We start from the raw sequence: 15,379 nt of genomic DNA on the forward strand, positions 1-15,379 counted from the left end.
CGGCGGTTTTATTTTTATGGAGCAATACGCTATGTCGAACAAACCCTTTTTCTACCAGAACCCCTTCCCCCTCGCGCATGACGACACCGAATATTATCTGCTGACCAAAGAGCACGTCTCCGTTGCCGAGTTCGACGGTCAGGAAGTCCTGAAAGTGGAGCCTGAAGCCCTGACCCTGCTGGCACAGCAGGCCTTCCACGACGCGGCATTTATGCTGCGCACCTCTCACCAGAAGCAGGTTGCGGCTATTCTGAGCGACCCGGAAGCCAGCGAGAACGATAAGTACGTTGCCCTGCAATTCCTGCGCAACTCCGAAATTGCGGCGAAAGGCGTGCTGCCCACCTGTCAGGATACCGGTACGGCAATCATTATGGGTAAGAAAGGCCAGCGCGTCTGGACCGGCGGCGGTGACGAAGCGGCGCTGAGTCAGGGCGTATATAACACCTATATTGAAGACAACCTGCGCTACTCGCAGAATGCGGCGCTGGATATGTATAAAGAGGTGAACACCGGCACCAACCTGCCCGCGCAGATCGACCTCTACAGCGTTGATGGTGACGAGTATAAATTCCTGTGCATGGCGAAAGGCGGCGGTTCCGCCAATAAAACTTATCTGTATCAGGAAACCAAAGCGCTGATCACCCCGGCGAAGCTGAAAAATTATCTGGTTGAGAAGATGCGAACTCTGGGTACCGCGGCCTGCCCGCCTTACCATATCGCCTTCGTTATCGGCGGCACCTCAGCGGAAGCCACGCTGAAAACCGTCAAGCTCGCCTCTGCGCGCTACTACGATGGCCTGCCAACCGAAGGCAATGCGCACGGCCAGGCGTTCCGCGACGTCCAGCTTGAGCAGGAACTGCTTCAGGAAGCGCAAAACCTCGGCCTTGGCGCGCAGTTCGGCGGGAAATACTTCGCGCACGATATTCGCGTGATCCGTCTGCCGCGCCACGGCGCCTCCTGCCCGATCGGCATGGGGGTCTCCTGCTCCGCTGACCGCAACATCAAGGCGAAGATTAACCGCGAGGGGATCTGGATTGAGAAGCTGGAGCACAATCCGGGCCAGTATATTCCTGAATCCCTGCGCCAGCAGGGAGAAGGCGACGTGGTAAGCATTGATCTGAACAAGCCGATGCCCGACATTCTGGCGCAGCTTTCCTCGCACCCGGTATCCACCCGCCTGTCGCTGAGCGGCACCATCATCGTGGCGCGCGATATCGCCCACGCGAAGCTGAAAGAGCTGCTCGACAACGGGGAAGAACTGCCGCAGTACGTTAAAGATCACCCGATTTACTACGCAGGCCCGGCGAAAACGCCAGAAGGTTACGCGTCTGGCTCCTTAGGCCCAACCACCGCCGGGCGTATGGACTCCTACGTAGACTTACTGCAATCCCACGGTGCGAGCATGATCATGCTGGCCAAAGGTAACCGCAGCCAGCAGGTCACCGACGCCTGCCATAAGCACGGCGGCTTCTACCTCGGCAGCATCGGCGGCCCGGCGGCGGTGCTGGCGCAAAACAGCATCAAGAGCCTGGAGTGCGTGGCGTATCCTGAACTGGGAATGGAAGCCATCTGGAAAATTGAAGTGGAGAACTTCCCGGCGTTTATCCTGGTAGATGACAAAGGCAACGACTTCTTCCAGCAGATCCAGAATAAACAGTGCAAAGGGTGCTCACAGCGCTGAACGTTTCCATAACGCCGGAAGCAGCGACAGCGTATCGTTGATCAACCCGCGCTTGTCGCTGCCCGGCTTCCAGATAGTGACCATCGTCTGGCTTATCCCCTGGCTGCCCACTTCGGTGGGCAGCCTTTTTACATTTTTCCACTGCGTTGCCTGAAGATGGGTCGGCAAAAACCCCCAGCCGCAGCCCTGCTCCAGCAGGCCGCGCAGCATCTCCAGTTCGTTAGTGAAAAGCGTGTGCCCTGAAATTTGCAGGCGACGGGCAACCGGCTCGTCTGACGCGGGATGCATAATCACCTGTGGCACCAGAGAGAGATTGAGCAGCGACACCGGCGACGCAACCTCCGCAAAAAGCGCCGTTGCGGCGTAAAAATCCATTTCGATCGCCCCCAGCGCCCGCCACTCCATCTCATTGCCCACGCTGCGGTTGCGCGCCTGGCAGATCCCCAGATCGGCCTGACCGTTTGCCAGCATCGCTTCCGCCTCATCGCGCGATGCGCTGGTCAGGCTCAGGCGGATCTTTTTCGTCGCCAGCGTGGCAATCAGCGCCTGTAAAAAAGCTCTGGGGGTGAACGGATCGTAAGCGAGGGCAATGTCCTGCGTCGCGCTGTCCGGTACCGATCTGGCAAACGCCTCAAACGCTTTGACCTGGCGCATCAGCAGGTGCGCCTGCCGCTGAAGCTGCTCCCCCTCCGGCGTCAGGCGCAGGCTGCGCCCCTCCCGCAGGAACAGAGCATAGCCCAGCCCATCCTCAAGGAAATCGATCAGATCCCGCAGGGTAGTACGATCTTTGCCGAGTTTACTGGCCGCCTTCATCAGGCTGCCGTGTTCAGCGACGGCAGTGAACGCCTCAAGCTGGGCAAAGGAATAGATCAGTGATGCCACGCCATTCTCCACGCAATTTTTACGGGGGATTTTCCCCCATAACGCGTTTTTTATTATAGGCCGCAGGTTCTTAAACTGAAGTCCTTCCTGAGCCAAACGAGATAAATATGAAAATCAAAACAAACCGCACGCTGCTCGCGGCGCTGGTTGTCAGCAGCCTGCTCTCGCCCGCCGTTATGGCGGCCTGCAACGGTACCGACCTCACCACCTGTCCGGCGCCTTTCGATGCCAGACTCCCGGACGCGCATACCATGCTCACCTGGAACCAGGCCGATCGCGTGGTGGGCTTTCGCAATGACTACCGCAACTACGCAGGGGATGTGTTCCGCCACGGCAACGCTACGCCGCTACTGCCCGCAGAAAAACCGCTCACCGATGCCCTCTATCAGGTGAAGGGTAAGAGTTACACTCTTCAGGATTACCTGAAACGCCAGAACGTCAGCGGCATGCTGGTGCTGAAAAATGGCAAAGTAGCCTATAAATACCTGGGAGAAGACAATACCGACTCAACGCTCTGGACGTCGCGTTCCGTGGGCAAATCCGTAGTCTCCGCGCTGGTGGGTGTTGCAATTAAAGAAGGGAAAATCCACTCGCTGGACGACCTTGTCACCCAATACGAACCTGATTTAAAAGGCACCGCCTGGGAGGGCGTAACGCTAAAACAGCTCATCACCCACACCTCTGGCGTGGCGTGGAACGAAGATTACACCAACCCGCAATCTGACTTCGCCCGGCTTACCGAATGCGAAGCGAAGCCGGGCACCTACAACTGCGTGCGCACCCTGGTGAAGGGGTTACACCGTGAACACCCGGCGGGCGAAAACTGGTCCTATTCCTCGGGTGGAGCCTGGCTGTTAGGCGATGTGCTTGAGCGCGCCACCGGCATGACGCTCGCGGCGTATCTGGAGAAGACCATCTGGCAGCCGTACGGCATGGCGAGCGACGGCGTGTGGCATGCCTACAGCAAAGGCCAGCACGACGTGGGTGCGCATGGGTTCAACGCCACGCTGGAAGACTGGGGGCGTTTCGGGGAGTTTATCCTGCATAACGGTACGCTGCCGGACGGGAAGCAGATCCTCCCCGAGGGCTGGGTGAAACAGTCCTCAGCCTGGACACAGGCCAAAGGATCGGTGTCCGACGCGCATCCGAAGGGGTTATACGGCTACCAGTGGTGGAACAACGAAGTACCAGCCACCGCCACACACGTGGAGCCGAAAGTCGAAAATTCGCTGAAGGATTCCCTGTGGGCGCTGGGTATATTTGGTCAGATGATCATGGTTAATCAGAAAGAAAATCTGGTTATCGTCCAGTGGTCCACCTGGCCGCAGGCAGAGCCGTCATTCAGCGCGCAGCCGCTGGAAGCGTCGCTGATGTTTAGCGCGATTGCGAACGCGCTGCGCTGATAATCCCAAGCCAGGCCCCGCCTGGCTTCTCACCTGCGCGATGTCACAAAACCGATATATCAGCAACTTAGCGAAATCGAGTAAATAAAAGATCACCGAAATGTTAAGTTATTGTTGAATATGTAAATACTGGTCAACGCTTTGTCATTAATGCACCACACGCATCAGTCCATGCGCTATTTGCGCTTATTAATTTCCACTTCCTGATCCAGTTTTCAGAAACAGACGAGCATAACGTCACTATAAAACTGGAGATAATCATGGTTTCCTCAACCTCACCTGCAACGCTTCGTGCCAAAGCGGGCGCGATTTTCCGCGTCACGTCGGGCAACTTTCTTGAGCAATTCGACTTCTTTCTGTTCGGCTTTTATGCCACCTACATCGCCCATACTTTTTTTCCGGCAAGCAGTGAATTTGCGTCCCTGATGATGACCTTCGCCGTCTTTGGCGCGGGCTTCCTGATGCGTCCGATCGGGGCCATTGTGCTGGGGGCTTACATTGATAAAGTGGGTCGCCGTAAAGGGCTGATCGTCACCCTGTCAATTATGGCCGCCGGAACCTTCCTGATCGTGCTGATCCCTTCTTACCAGAGCATTGGCCTGTGGGCGCCGCTGCTGGTGCTGACCGGCCGCCTGTTGCAGGGTTTTTCGGCAGGCGCCGAGCTGGGCGGGGTTTCGGTTTATCTGGCGGAGATCGCCACGCCGGGCCGCAAGGGTTTCTACACCAGCTGGCAGTCAGGTAGCCAGCAGGTCGCCATTATGATCGCGGCGGCGATGGGCTTTGCGCTGAATGTGGTGCTGGAAGAGAGTGCCATTCGCGAATGGGGGTGGCGTATTCCGTTCCTGTTTGGCTGTCTGATTGTGCCGTTTATCTTTTTCCTGCGCCGCAAGCTCGAAGAGACCGAGGAATTCAGCGCCCGTCGCCACCATCTGGCGATGCGTCAGGTCTTCACAACGCTGCTCGCCAACTGGCCGGTAGTCGTCGCGGGCATGCTGATGGTGGCGATGACCACCACCGCGTTTTACCTGATCACCGTTTACGCCCCGACCTTCGGTAAAAAAGTCCTGATGCTCAGCGCGTCGGACAGTCTTCTGGTCACGCTGCTGGTGGCGGTGTCCAACTTCATCTGGCTTCCGGTGGGCGGCGCGCTGTCGGATCGCTTCGGGCGTAAACCAGTGCTGATCGCCATGACGCTGCTGGCGCTGGCGACCAGCTATCCGGCGCTGACGATGCTGGCCGCAGCCCCGAGCTTCTCAATGATGCTGACCGTGCTGCTGTGGCTCTCTTTCCTCTACGGCCTGTATAACGGCGCGATGATCCCGGCCCTGACGGAGATCATGCCAGCAGAGGTGCGCGTGGCGGGCTTCTCACTGGCTTACAGCCTGGCAACGGCGGTCTTTGGCGGTTTCACGCCGGTGATTTCGACTGCCTTAATTGAGTACACCGGCGACAAAGCCTCCCCGGGCTACTGGATGAGCTTTGCCGCCGTTTGCGCCCTGCTGGCAACGCTTTATCTCTATCGTCGTAGCACGTTAATCCTGCAAACTGCCGTTAAGGAGTGATCCCTCATGCTTACATTCAGAACGGTGATTGCCGCCCTGACCTTCGCCACCCTCAGCGCGGGCGCGCTTGCGCAGGATGTGACGGTGATGATTTCTGGCGGCTTCAAAGCGGCGCTGGAGAAGCTGACGCCGCAGTACGAAGCGCAAAGCGGTGACAGGCTCATTGTGATCTCCGGCCCGTCGATGGGCAAAACGCCGCAGGCCATTCCGGCCCGGCTCGCCCGGGGCGAAAAAGCGGACGTGGTGATTATGGTGGGCGATGCGCTGGCGAAACTGGAACAGGATCGCAGGACGGCGGCGGGCTCTCGCGTGGAGCTGGCGGATTCGCCCGTCGGGATGGTCGTCAAAGCGGGCGCGCCGGTGCCGGATATCAGTACGGTGCCTGCCCTGCGGCAAACGCTGCTGAAGGCGCATTCCATAGCTTATTCCGACAGCGCCAGCGGCCGGTATGTAGAGAGTCAGCTGTTCCGTAAGCTGGGCATCGACGGCCAGGTTCACGATAAAGAGCACCGGGTTGAGCGCATCCCGGTGGCGTCTGAAGTGGCAAAAGGGAAATACGATCTCGGCTTTCAGCAGGTGAGCGAGCTTCTGCCGGTCCCGGGGGTGACGTTTGTGGGTAAGTTGCCTGACGACATGCAGTACATTACCCGTTTCGCCGGAGCCGTAACGCAGAAGGCTGACCATCCCGAACAGGGAAAAGCGCTGCTGACTTTTCTCGCCTCGCCACAGGCCGCCAGCGTCATTACGGCAACGGGCTTAACGCCCGTCAGTGCACCTCGCGATACTGCTCGGTAATCAGCGTTTCGAGTTCGGCAGCAATATAGGACTGGATCCGCCCGCGGCGGCGGATCAGCCCCACGGTTCGCCTGACCTCAGGCTCGGTTAAAGGTACCGACGTCAGCAGCGAATGCTCTGCGCGGGGCATTGACATGGCGGGAACGGCCGCAATGCCGATCCCGGCTTCAACCATCCCCAGCATGGTCGTCACGTGCCGCGTTTCGCAGATGCTGGGGCGCTCAGGCCGAATATGCCCGACCCGCTGGTCGAGAAGATTGCGGTTGCCGGAGGTCTTATCCAGACCGATATAATCCTGCTGATAAAAAGCCTGCCACGTCAGGCTTTTTCTTTTTGCAAGCGGGCTGTCGCGCCGGCAGGCAGCCACGTAGACATCCTCCACCAGCGGGACAAACTCGATGTCGGGCTGCAAACTCCGGGCAAAGCAGATACCAAAATCCGCCTGTCCGCGGGTGACGGCCTCGATAACATTTCCGGCGCTGCTGTCGATCAGTTTTATGCGCACGCGGGGGTAACGGGACTGAAAGCGGCGGATAACATCCGGCATAAAGTAACAGGCGGCGGACGGCACCGTCGCCACGGTGATTAGCCCCGTACGCTCCTCGCTGGCCTTATCGATATCCGAAAGCATGGACTCCACATCAGCAAGCAGCTGTCCGCATCGGTCGGCAAAGGTCTGTCCATACAGGGTCAGCGTGACGCGCCGGGTGGTTCTGTCGAACAGTTTTGTCCCCAGTGCCGCCTCCAGCTTTTCAATTCTGCGACTCAACGCCGACTGGGAAAGGCAGATAGACTCCGCCGCAAGACGGAAATTGCCATATTCCAGTAAAGCGCGGAAGGCATAGAGATCGTTGAGGTCAAAATTGACGGGCATACTGACGGGATCCTTAAGCACGGTAGGGTAAGAAGAGATTTATCATAGTCGTGCACGACATACTTCACAAAATGAAGGGGATACCCCTAAAGCGCTATCAACCTGACGGCACATAGTGATAGTTTATGCGGGCTGGATTCCTCTTAAACAGGCTGCCAGTCTGCATGCAGCCGAAGAGGAGTGTCATACTGCTTAACAGAGTATGTTGGCATGCTAACAGCCCCTGACCTTTCCATTTTGTTCACGTGCGAGTAACGAGCAAAGCGATGATTAAGTGGCCCTGGAAAACGAACGACGCTGGTCGAAATATGGCGCTGCCCTGGGATGAGGCTCTGGCGATCCCCGTGCTGGCGAATCTCTTGCCTGAAGAGCAATCAAAGCTGATTCAGCTAGCCGAGCGTTTTTTACAGCAAAAACGGCTGGTACCGCTACAGGGCTTCGAACTGGATCCGCTTAAAAATTCCCGCATCGCCCTGCTCTTCTGCTTGCCGGTGCTGGAGCTGGGTATCGAATGGCTGGATGGCTTCCACGAAGTGCTGATCTACCCGGCGCCGTTTATCGTCGATGATGAGTGGGAGGATGACATCGGGCTGGTGCACAACCAGCGTATGGTGCAGTCCGGGCAAAGCTGGCAGCAAGGGCCAATCATCCTCAACTGGCTGGATATTCAGGACTCGTTCGATGCCTCGGGCTTCAACCTGATCATTCACGAAGTGGCGCATAAGCTGGATACCCGCAACGGCGATCGCGCCAGCGGCGTGCCGCTGATCCCGCTGCGTGAAGTCGCGGGATGGGAGCACGACCTGCACGCGGCGATGGAAAACATTCAGGATGAGATAGACCTGGTGGGTGAAAGCGCGGCCAGCATTGATGCCTATGCCGCGACCGATCCCGCCGAGTGTTTTGCGGTATTGTCCGAGTATTTCTTTAGCGCACCTGAGCTTTTCGCTCCGCGCTTCCCGGCGCTGTGGCAGCGTTTTTGCCAGTTTTATCAGCAGGATCCGCTCCAGCGTCTGCGGCAAAGTGAGGACGCAGCCAGCACCTCCCCTCATCCGTTCCACTAATGTTTAAGGGGTACGATCGGTCGATCGTACCCACACGCTCACCGCGAGAAACAGCAGCGCCATTCCCCATGCGGCAGTAATCAAAAACTGCTCACCGTAAAAGCGCGTCACCACGGGTACCAGCAGCGCGCTGGCCCCGTATCCCAGCGTATGGCTGGTGGCGATCACCCCTGCGCCTTTGCCCGTCGTCAGCCGATCGTTGAGCAAAAGCTGGTATCCCGGCGTTGCCATGGCGGCCCCCAGCGAAGTGATGACAATTCCCACGTAGAACAGGGCTAAACTGGCGAGACACATCAGCCCAAGACCCGCCACCATCAAGACCGCGGCAATTAAGAGTAAAACTCTCGGGGTAAAATGCTGCGGGCGTACCACCAGAAACTGCGCCGCCAGGGTCGCCAGCGCGGCCAGGCTCAGCAGCAGCGCGACATGATGGCTGATTTGCACGGCATCGCCATTAAATAACGGGTGAAGATGCGGCGATAAACCAAGCTGCATCAGGCTGACCAGCGCCGCCAGCAGCAGTGCCAGCACCAGGAAAGGCAGCATGGAGGCCTGTAACCGCGTCGACTGGTGCGCCACCGGCGGCAACGGGGGATCGGCGGCTTCGCGCAGCACCAGCAGCAGCGCGATAAACGGCGCCACCGCCATCAGCCAGAGCGGTGCGACCGGGCTGACGCTGAGCATCAGCGCGGCCAGAGGCGGTCCCAGCAGACGCCCGCAGCTAAGGCCAGAGCTTATCGTCGCCAGCGCCGCCATCCTTTTATCCAGCCCCGCGCGTTGAATGGCCCACGTCTGGGCCGCAGGCACCAGCCCTGATACCGTCAGGCCGTACAGCATGCGCGACAGCACCAGGCCTGCCATTCCCCAGAGAGCATTCAGCGCGCCGTTCGCCATCGCCCACACCACCAGCGCCATCACGACAAAGCTCGCCAGATAGCCTCCCAGCGAGGCCAGCATAACGATCTTACAGCCGTGCCGCTCGCTCTGGCGTCCCCACCAGGGCGATGCGGGTAAAAAGAGCATCGAGCCGAACATCAGCAGCCCGGCCCAGACGGAGAGCGACAGTCCGGTCAGGGAGACCAGCTGCGGCAGCATAACCAGCAAACCGTTTTGCCCAATACCTAATAAACCGGCGCCCAGTGCCAGGGGCCAGTTAGCTTTAGGGGTCACAACGTCAGTGAGATTCTCAGTACGGGTGCGCATAAAATTGTGAAGATAATGTCAATAAATGTGTGGAAATTATGAAGTTTATGAAAACAAATATTGCAAAAATAGTTGCCACTGTAAACAGAATGAATATCATAACGAGAATTATTATCAGTCATGGAATGAGGTACAACTATGCGTACTCTGCCCCGCTCCGCCGGTACAGATGTTGCGGCCCAGTGTTTTTTGAACGCGCTGCTGCGCGAAACGAAGGACTGGCATTATCTTCCCGCAACCCGTGCGGATGAGTTATCACAGATTCATATCCCGCTCTCCCCAACCCAGGCCATTCGGGTTCCGGTACGCTATTTCTCCCCCACGCAGCATCACCAGTATCGTTTTCCGGCAACGCTGATTCAGGCCGACAGCGACGGCGGTGACACGGTCACATTTCATCAACTGATTGATTTCATTCTTCAAAAAGAGACGGTAAAAGGCGAGCTGGATGCCGATACGCTGGCTCGCTTTAAGCAGCGCGTCCTGGAAAGCCATACGCACACCTGGCAGGCCATTGATTTACGCCACAACTGGGCAAACCTGCGCGATAAGCCGCTGACGTTTGCCGAAGCGGAACAGGCGCTGCTGGTCGGCCATGCTTTTCATCCTGCCCCAAAGTCGCACGAGCCGTTCAACGAGGCCGAGGCGCGTCGCTATCTGCCGGATTTCGCCTCCCGCTTCCCGCTGCGCTGGTTTGCGGTTGAGCATGAGCTGATTACCGGCGACAGCCTGAATGTCTCCCTGCGGGAACGTCTGCTGCGCTTTGCAGCGCAGAGCGCGCCGGCCCTTCTCGGTCACTTCACCGACACCTGCTGGATGCTGCCGATGCACCCGTGGCAGGCCGACTATCTGCTGGAGCAGGACTGGTGCCAGCGTCTGGTAGAAAAAGGCGCCCTGCGCGATCTGGGCGAAGCCGGTGCGCAATGGCTGCCCACCAGCTCTTCCCGCTCGCTGTACAGTGAAACCAACAGCGACATGATTAAGTTTTCCCTGAGCGTGCGGCTGACCAACTCCGTGCGCACGCTGTCGGTGAAAGAGGTTAAGCGCGGCATGCGCCTGGCGCGACTGGCGAAAACGGCACGCTGGCAGGAACTTCAGGCGCGCTACCCGACCATGCGCGTGATGCAGGAGGACGGCTGGGCGGGGCTGTGCGATGAGCACGGCGTCGTCCAGGAAGAGAGCCTGATGGCCCTGCGCGTCAACCTGCTGTTCGATACCCCTGAAACGCAAACCAACGTGCTGGTGAGCCTGACCCAGGCCGCGCCGGACGGCGGCGACAGCCTGCTCGCCGCGGCGGTGCGTCGTCTGAGCCAGCGTCTGGATCTCCCGCTCGCCCAGGCCGCGCGCTGCTGGCTGGACGCTTACTGCGACCGGGTATTGCTTCCGCTGTTCAGCGCCGAGGCGGACTACGGTCTGGTCCTGCTGGCGCACCAGCAAAATATCCTCGTTGAGATGCAGCAGGATTTCCCCGTTGGGCTGATCTACCGCGACTGCCAGGGCAGCGCCTGGACCGAAGGGGCCGACGCGTGGCTGAAAGAGGCAGGTGAAACCGAGGTGGAAAACCGCTTCGGTGAGAGCCAGCTGCTGCGCTACTTCCCTTATTACCTGCTGCTGAACTCTACCCTTGCCGTCACCGCCGCGCTCGCCGCCGCCGGCTTCGACAGCGAAGAGAACCTGATGTCCCGCGTGCGTGACGCGCTGGCCGAACTGCGCACGACGGCGAAGCAGACCCGCTGCCTCGATTACGTGCTCGACAGCCCGACCTGGAACTGCAAAGGCAACTTCTTCTGCTATCTGCACGATCGCAACGAAAACACCATCGTCGATCCGGCGGTGATCTATTTCGACTTTAGCAACCCGTTTTATAAGGAGAAGGCGTGATGGCAAACGCGAATATCGTCCATTCCGGCTACGGCTTTCGCTGCACGGTCACGGAACAAAACCTGCCGCTGACGCTGGGTCTCGACGGCAGCGCGGTGCTGGAGCGGCTGACCGGGCTCCCGGACGGCTGGCTGGTGGACGCCCTCGACCAGCTGTTTGTTGCCGCGCCCGCCCTGACCGGCATTACCCTGCCGTGGGCAGCCTGGCAGGATGAACCTCAGGCGCAGGCGCTGTTTAGCCTCGTTCACGGGGATTATCTGGCGCGTGAAATTTTCTGGCAGCTGCCGCTGTGGCTGAAAGGCGAACGTCCGCAGGCGAGCGGCGGAATGCAGTTTGACGAAAGCCGTCAGCTGTACTTCCCGCTGCGCCCTCACCGCCCGCAGGGTGAGGTGTATCGCCGTTACGATCCGCAAATTAAACGCACCCTGAGCTTCCGCGTGGCCGATGTGGCCCAGGACGGCGAGCGCTTTACCCGCTGGATGAATAACCCGCGCGTGAACGCTTTCTGGGAGATGGCGGGACCGCAGGCCGAGCAGGAGAACTACCTGCGCCGCCAGCTTGATTCGACGTACTGCTACCCGGTTATCGGCTGCTTCGATGACCAGCCGTTCGGCTATTTTGAACTCTACTGGGCGGCAGAAGATCGCATTGGCCGCCACTATCGCTGGCAGCCGTTTGACCGCGGGCTGCACATGCTGGTGGGTGAAGAAAACTGGCGCGGCGCGCAATACATCCGCAGCTGGCTGCGCGGCCTCAGCCACTATCTGTATCTCGATGAACCGCGCACGGCGCGCATTGTGGCGGAACCGCGCTTCGACAACCAGCGTCTGTTCCGCCATCTGGCGTCCGCCGGTTTCGACACGGTGAAAGAGTTCGACTTCCCGCACAAACGCTCCCGTCTGATCATGAGCGAGCGTCACCGCTTCTTCCACGAGGTGGAACTGTGAACGCACTCTGGCAGAAAGTGAACCGCGAGATGGTGGCGAAGATCCTCGCCGAACTGGAATATGAACGCACCCTGCGCGCCGAGCCGGTTTCGGCGGACAACTGGCGCATCAGTATGGGCAACGCGTGCTGGCAGTTTCGCGCCACGCGTGGGATATGGGGCTGGCTGCATATTGACCCTGATACCCTGACCACCACCAGCGGCGCGGCGGTCGAAGCGGAAAACGCGCTGCTGCAACTGGCCACCGTGCTGGAGATGAGCGACGCGCAAACGGCGGAGCACATGGAAGATCTCTACGCCACGCTGCGGGGTGACATGCAGCTGTTGCAGGCGCGTGAAACGCTGGATGCCGATGCGCTGATCCACCTCGACCCGGACGAACTACAGTGCCTGATGCGCGGTCACCCGAAGTTTATTTTCAACAAGGGACGCCGCGGCTGGGGGCTGGATGCCCTGCGCCTGTACGCGCCGGAATATCGCGGGCGTTTCCGCCTGCACTGGGTCGCCGTGCAGCGCGAGCGTCTGGTCTGGAGCAGCGACGCCGATTGCGATATTAACGCCCTGCTCTCCAGCGCCATGGACGATGCCGAGCGCGAGCGGTTCGACGCCCGCTGGCAGGAGCTGGATCTGGACGACAGCTGGCTGCCGGTGCCGCTGCACCCGTGGCAGTGGCAGCAAAAAATTGCCATTCATTTCCTGGCGCAGCTCGCGCGCGGTGAGATGGTAGAGCTGGGTGAGTTCGGCGATGAGTATCTGGCGCAGCAGTCCCTGCGCACGCTGACCAACGCCAGCCGTCGCGCGCCGTATGACATCAAGCTGCCGCTGACTATCTACAACACCTCCTGCTATCGCGGTATTCCGGGCAAGTATATCGCCGCCGGTCCGCTGGCCTCGCGCTGGCTACAGCAGCAGTTCGCCAGCGATGCCACGCTGATTCACTCCGGGGCGCAGGTGCTTGGCGAACCCGCAGCCGGATATCTGTCGCATCCGGGTTATACCGCATTGCCTGAGGCGCCGTACCGCTATCAGGAGATGCTGGGGGTGATCTGGCGCGAGAACCCATCCTGCTATTTACAGGATGGCGAACAGGCGGTGCTGATGGCGGCTCTGATGGAAACCGATAACCAGGGGCGCCCGCTGATTGACGCGTGGATCAAACGCTCGGGGTTAACCGCTGACGCATGGCTGGAAAAGCTGTTTGAGGCGACGGTGATCCCCTTCTATCACCTGCTCTGTCGCTACGGGGTGGCGCTCATCGCCCACGGCCAGAACGTCACGCTGGTGATGAAAGATTACGTTCCGCAGCGCATTTTCCTGAAGGATTTTCAGGGCGATATGCGCCTGGTGGATGAAGATTTCCCGCAGGCGCAGAGCCTGCCGGAGCAGGTAAAAGCGGTGACGGCGCGCCTCAGCGCGGATTACATCATCCACGACCTGCAAACCGGCAACTTTGTCACGGTGCTGCGCTTTATATCCCGCCTCACCCTGCAATGCGGCGTGAGCGAAACCCGCTTCTATCAGATCCTGGCGCTGGTGTTACGTCGCTATATGGCCGCCCATCCGGATCTTGCGGCGCGCTTCGCCAAATTCGACCTGTTTAAGCCGCAGATTATTCGCGTGATCCTCAACCCAGTCAAACTTACCTTCTCTGAACACGACGGCGGCAGCCGCATGCTGCCGAACTACGTCTGCGATCTTGATAACCCTCTTTTTCTGGTCTCCCGGGAGTCAGCGCAATGAAAACCTATGATTTCATCGGCATTGGTATCGGTCCGTTCAACCTCAGTATTGCCGCGCTGGCAGAGGGGCTGGACGGTTTTAGCTCGCTGTTTCTTGAACGCAAGCCGCACTTCTCCTGGCACCCGGGGATGATGGTGCCGGACTGCCATATGCAGACCAGCTTCCTGAAGGATCTGGTGAGCGCCGTGGAGCCTACCAACCGCCACAGCTTTCTGAACTATCTGGTACAGCGCAAAAAGTTCTACCGTTTCCTCACCACCGAGCAGCGCACCGTGTCGCGCGAGGAGTTTGCCGACTACCTGTGCTGGGCGGCGGATAACCTAACTAACCTGGCCTTCAGCCAGCAGGTACAGCAGGTCAGCTTTGATGAGCAAAACGGCCTGTTTGAGGTCGTGACCCAGCGGGATCGCTTCCTGGCGCGCCACGTCTGCGTGGGGATTGGGAAGCAGATCAATCTCCCAGACTGCGTCACCGCGCAGGACGACACCTGCTTCCACGCCAGCGAAATGATGCTGCGCACGCCGGATTTAGCGGGCAAGCGCGTCACCGTCGTCGGCGGCGGCCAGAGCGGTGCGGATCTGTTTTTAAATATCTTCCGTGGGGAATGGGGGCAGCCGCTGAGCCTCAACTGGGTGTCGCGCCGCAACAACTACAACGCGCTGGATGAAGCCGCGTTTGCCAATGAGTATTTCACGCCGGAGTATGTGGATAGCTTTTCCACCCTTGGTGACGACGCCCGACGTCAGATGTTGCAGGAGCAGAAGATGACCTCCGACGGGATCACCACGGAGTCGCTGCTGGCCATCTATCGCGCCATGTATCACCGCTTCGAAGTGCTGCGCGAAAAACCCTGGGCGCACCTGATGCCGTCCCGCTCGGTGACGTCGCTGACGCGCCAGGAAACCGGACATCGCCTCAGCATCCAGCATCACCTGGACGGCGGGCGCGAACAGCTGGAGAGCGACGTGGTGATTTTCGCCACCGGCTACCGCGCCGTACAGCCCGCGTTTCTCGCCCCGCTCTCTTCCCGACTGCGTCTGGATGAGGATGAAGCCTTCTGCATCAACAACGATTTTACCCTTGAATGGGACGGCCCGCAGAGCAACCGCCTGTTTGCCGTCAATGCCGGGATGCACCGTCTCGGTATTGCCGAACCCCAGCTCAGCCTGATGGCCTGGCGCGCGGCGCGAATTCTGAATCGCGCCCACGATGCCGAGCCGTTTGAGCTGGCAACCACCCCCGGCGTGATCCACTGGCGGAGCACCACCAGCCCGGAGAGCAGCCAGGTTTTTAAATCATTAATAAAGACCACCGAGTACTGACACACACATTCAGGATCAACATAACA

Annotated in this window: 12 protein-coding genes; 9 read left to right on the top strand and 3 right to left on the bottom strand. The window is 59.3% G+C overall.

Translation table 11 applies throughout. The annotated features are described in order from the left end of the window. The first annotated feature begins 31 nt into the window (after positions 1 to 31). Positions 32 to 1,681: a class I fumarate hydratase FumA gene (gene fumA, locus O1721_RS18165; RefSeq protein ID WP_032648818.1), complete on the top strand. Its 1,650-nt coding sequence runs from the start codon at positions 32 to 34 to the stop codon at positions 1,679 to 1,681. Here the strand turns inward: fumA and O1721_RS18170 are convergent. After that, positions 1,670 to 2,575, bottom strand: a complete 906-nt coding sequence (locus O1721_RS18170; protein ID WP_017693131.1) for a LysR family transcriptional regulator — start codon at positions 2,573 to 2,575, stop codon at positions 1,670 to 1,672. The genes fumA and O1721_RS18170 overlap by 12 nt on opposite strands. 95 nt (positions 2,576 to 2,670) lie before the next feature. Here O1721_RS18170 and O1721_RS18175 point away from each other — a divergent pair, with 95 nt between their 5' ends. From O1721_RS18175 to O1721_RS18185, 3 genes are all read left to right on the top strand, one after another. Continuing rightward, positions 2,671 to 3,966: a serine hydrolase domain-containing protein gene (locus O1721_RS18175; RefSeq protein ID WP_032648820.1), complete on the top strand. Its 1,296-nt coding sequence runs from the start codon at positions 2,671 to 2,673 to the stop codon at positions 3,964 to 3,966. Between the two features lie 260 nt (positions 3,967 to 4,226). Then, a complete protein-coding gene (gene tcuC, locus O1721_RS18180; RefSeq protein ID WP_032648822.1) occupies positions 4,227 to 5,528 on the top strand; it encodes an MFS transporter in 1,302 nt (433 codons plus the stop codon). A gap of 6 nt (positions 5,529 to 5,534) precedes the next feature. Then, positions 5,535 to 6,323: a substrate-binding domain-containing protein gene (locus O1721_RS18185; RefSeq protein WP_032648825.1), complete on the top strand. Its 789-nt coding sequence runs from the start codon at positions 5,535 to 5,537 to the stop codon at positions 6,321 to 6,323. Here the strand turns inward: O1721_RS18185 and psrA are convergent. Next, complete coding sequence (psrA, locus tag O1721_RS18190) at positions 6,295 to 7,197, bottom strand: L-proline-binding transcription factor PsrA (protein ID WP_003859540.1); 903 nt, start codon at positions 7,195 to 7,197, stop codon at positions 6,295 to 6,297. The two genes, O1721_RS18185 and psrA, sit on opposite strands and share 29 nt — an antisense overlap. Before the next feature lie 266 nt (positions 7,198 to 7,463). Here psrA and mtfA point away from each other — a divergent pair, with 266 nt between their 5' ends. Beyond that, positions 7,464 to 8,261, top strand: a complete 798-nt coding sequence (gene mtfA, locus O1721_RS18195) for a DgsA anti-repressor MtfA (RefSeq protein WP_017693127.1) — start codon at positions 7,464 to 7,466, stop codon at positions 8,259 to 8,261. A 3-nt stretch (positions 8,262 to 8,264) separates the two neighbouring features. On the opposite strand, the gene O1721_RS18200 is transcribed toward mtfA, so the two are convergent. After that, positions 8,265 to 9,464, bottom strand: coding sequence for an MFS transporter (locus O1721_RS18200; protein ID WP_023303941.1), 1,200 nt, complete (start codon positions 9,462 to 9,464; stop codon positions 8,265 to 8,267). A 138-nt stretch (positions 9,465 to 9,602) separates the two neighbouring features. Between O1721_RS18200 and O1721_RS18205 the strand changes: the two genes are divergently transcribed. From O1721_RS18205 to O1721_RS18220, 4 genes are read left to right on the top strand one after another with little or no spacing between them, the layout of a single operon-like run. Then, positions 9,603 to 11,345, top strand: coding sequence for an IucA/IucC family protein (locus O1721_RS18205; RefSeq protein ID WP_023303942.1), 1,743 nt, complete (start codon positions 9,603 to 9,605; stop codon positions 11,343 to 11,345). Continuing rightward, positions 11,345 to 12,292 carry a GNAT family N-acetyltransferase gene (locus O1721_RS18210; RefSeq protein WP_032648827.1) on the top strand — a complete coding sequence of 316 codons (948 nt, stop codon included), beginning with the start codon at positions 11,345 to 11,347 and terminating at the stop codon, positions 12,290 to 12,292. The genes O1721_RS18205 and O1721_RS18210 overlap by 1 nt, the downstream gene beginning before the upstream one ends. Continuing rightward, positions 12,289 to 14,031, top strand: coding sequence for an IucA/IucC family protein (iucC, locus tag O1721_RS18215; protein ID WP_023303944.1), 1,743 nt, complete (start codon positions 12,289 to 12,291; stop codon positions 14,029 to 14,031). Before O1721_RS18210 ends, iucC begins: the two co-directional genes overlap by 4 nt. Next, positions 14,028 to 15,353 (top strand): lysine N(6)-hydroxylase/L-ornithine N(5)-oxygenase family protein, encoded by a 1,326-nt coding sequence (locus O1721_RS18220; protein WP_032648829.1) that lies wholly within the window; start codon positions 14,028 to 14,030, stop codon positions 15,351 to 15,353. The genes iucC and O1721_RS18220 overlap by 4 nt, the downstream gene beginning before the upstream one ends. The last annotated feature ends 26 nt before the right edge of the window (positions 15,354 to 15,379 follow it).

Source organism: Enterobacter cloacae complex sp. HYC033_NIDB (assembly GCF_056673335.1).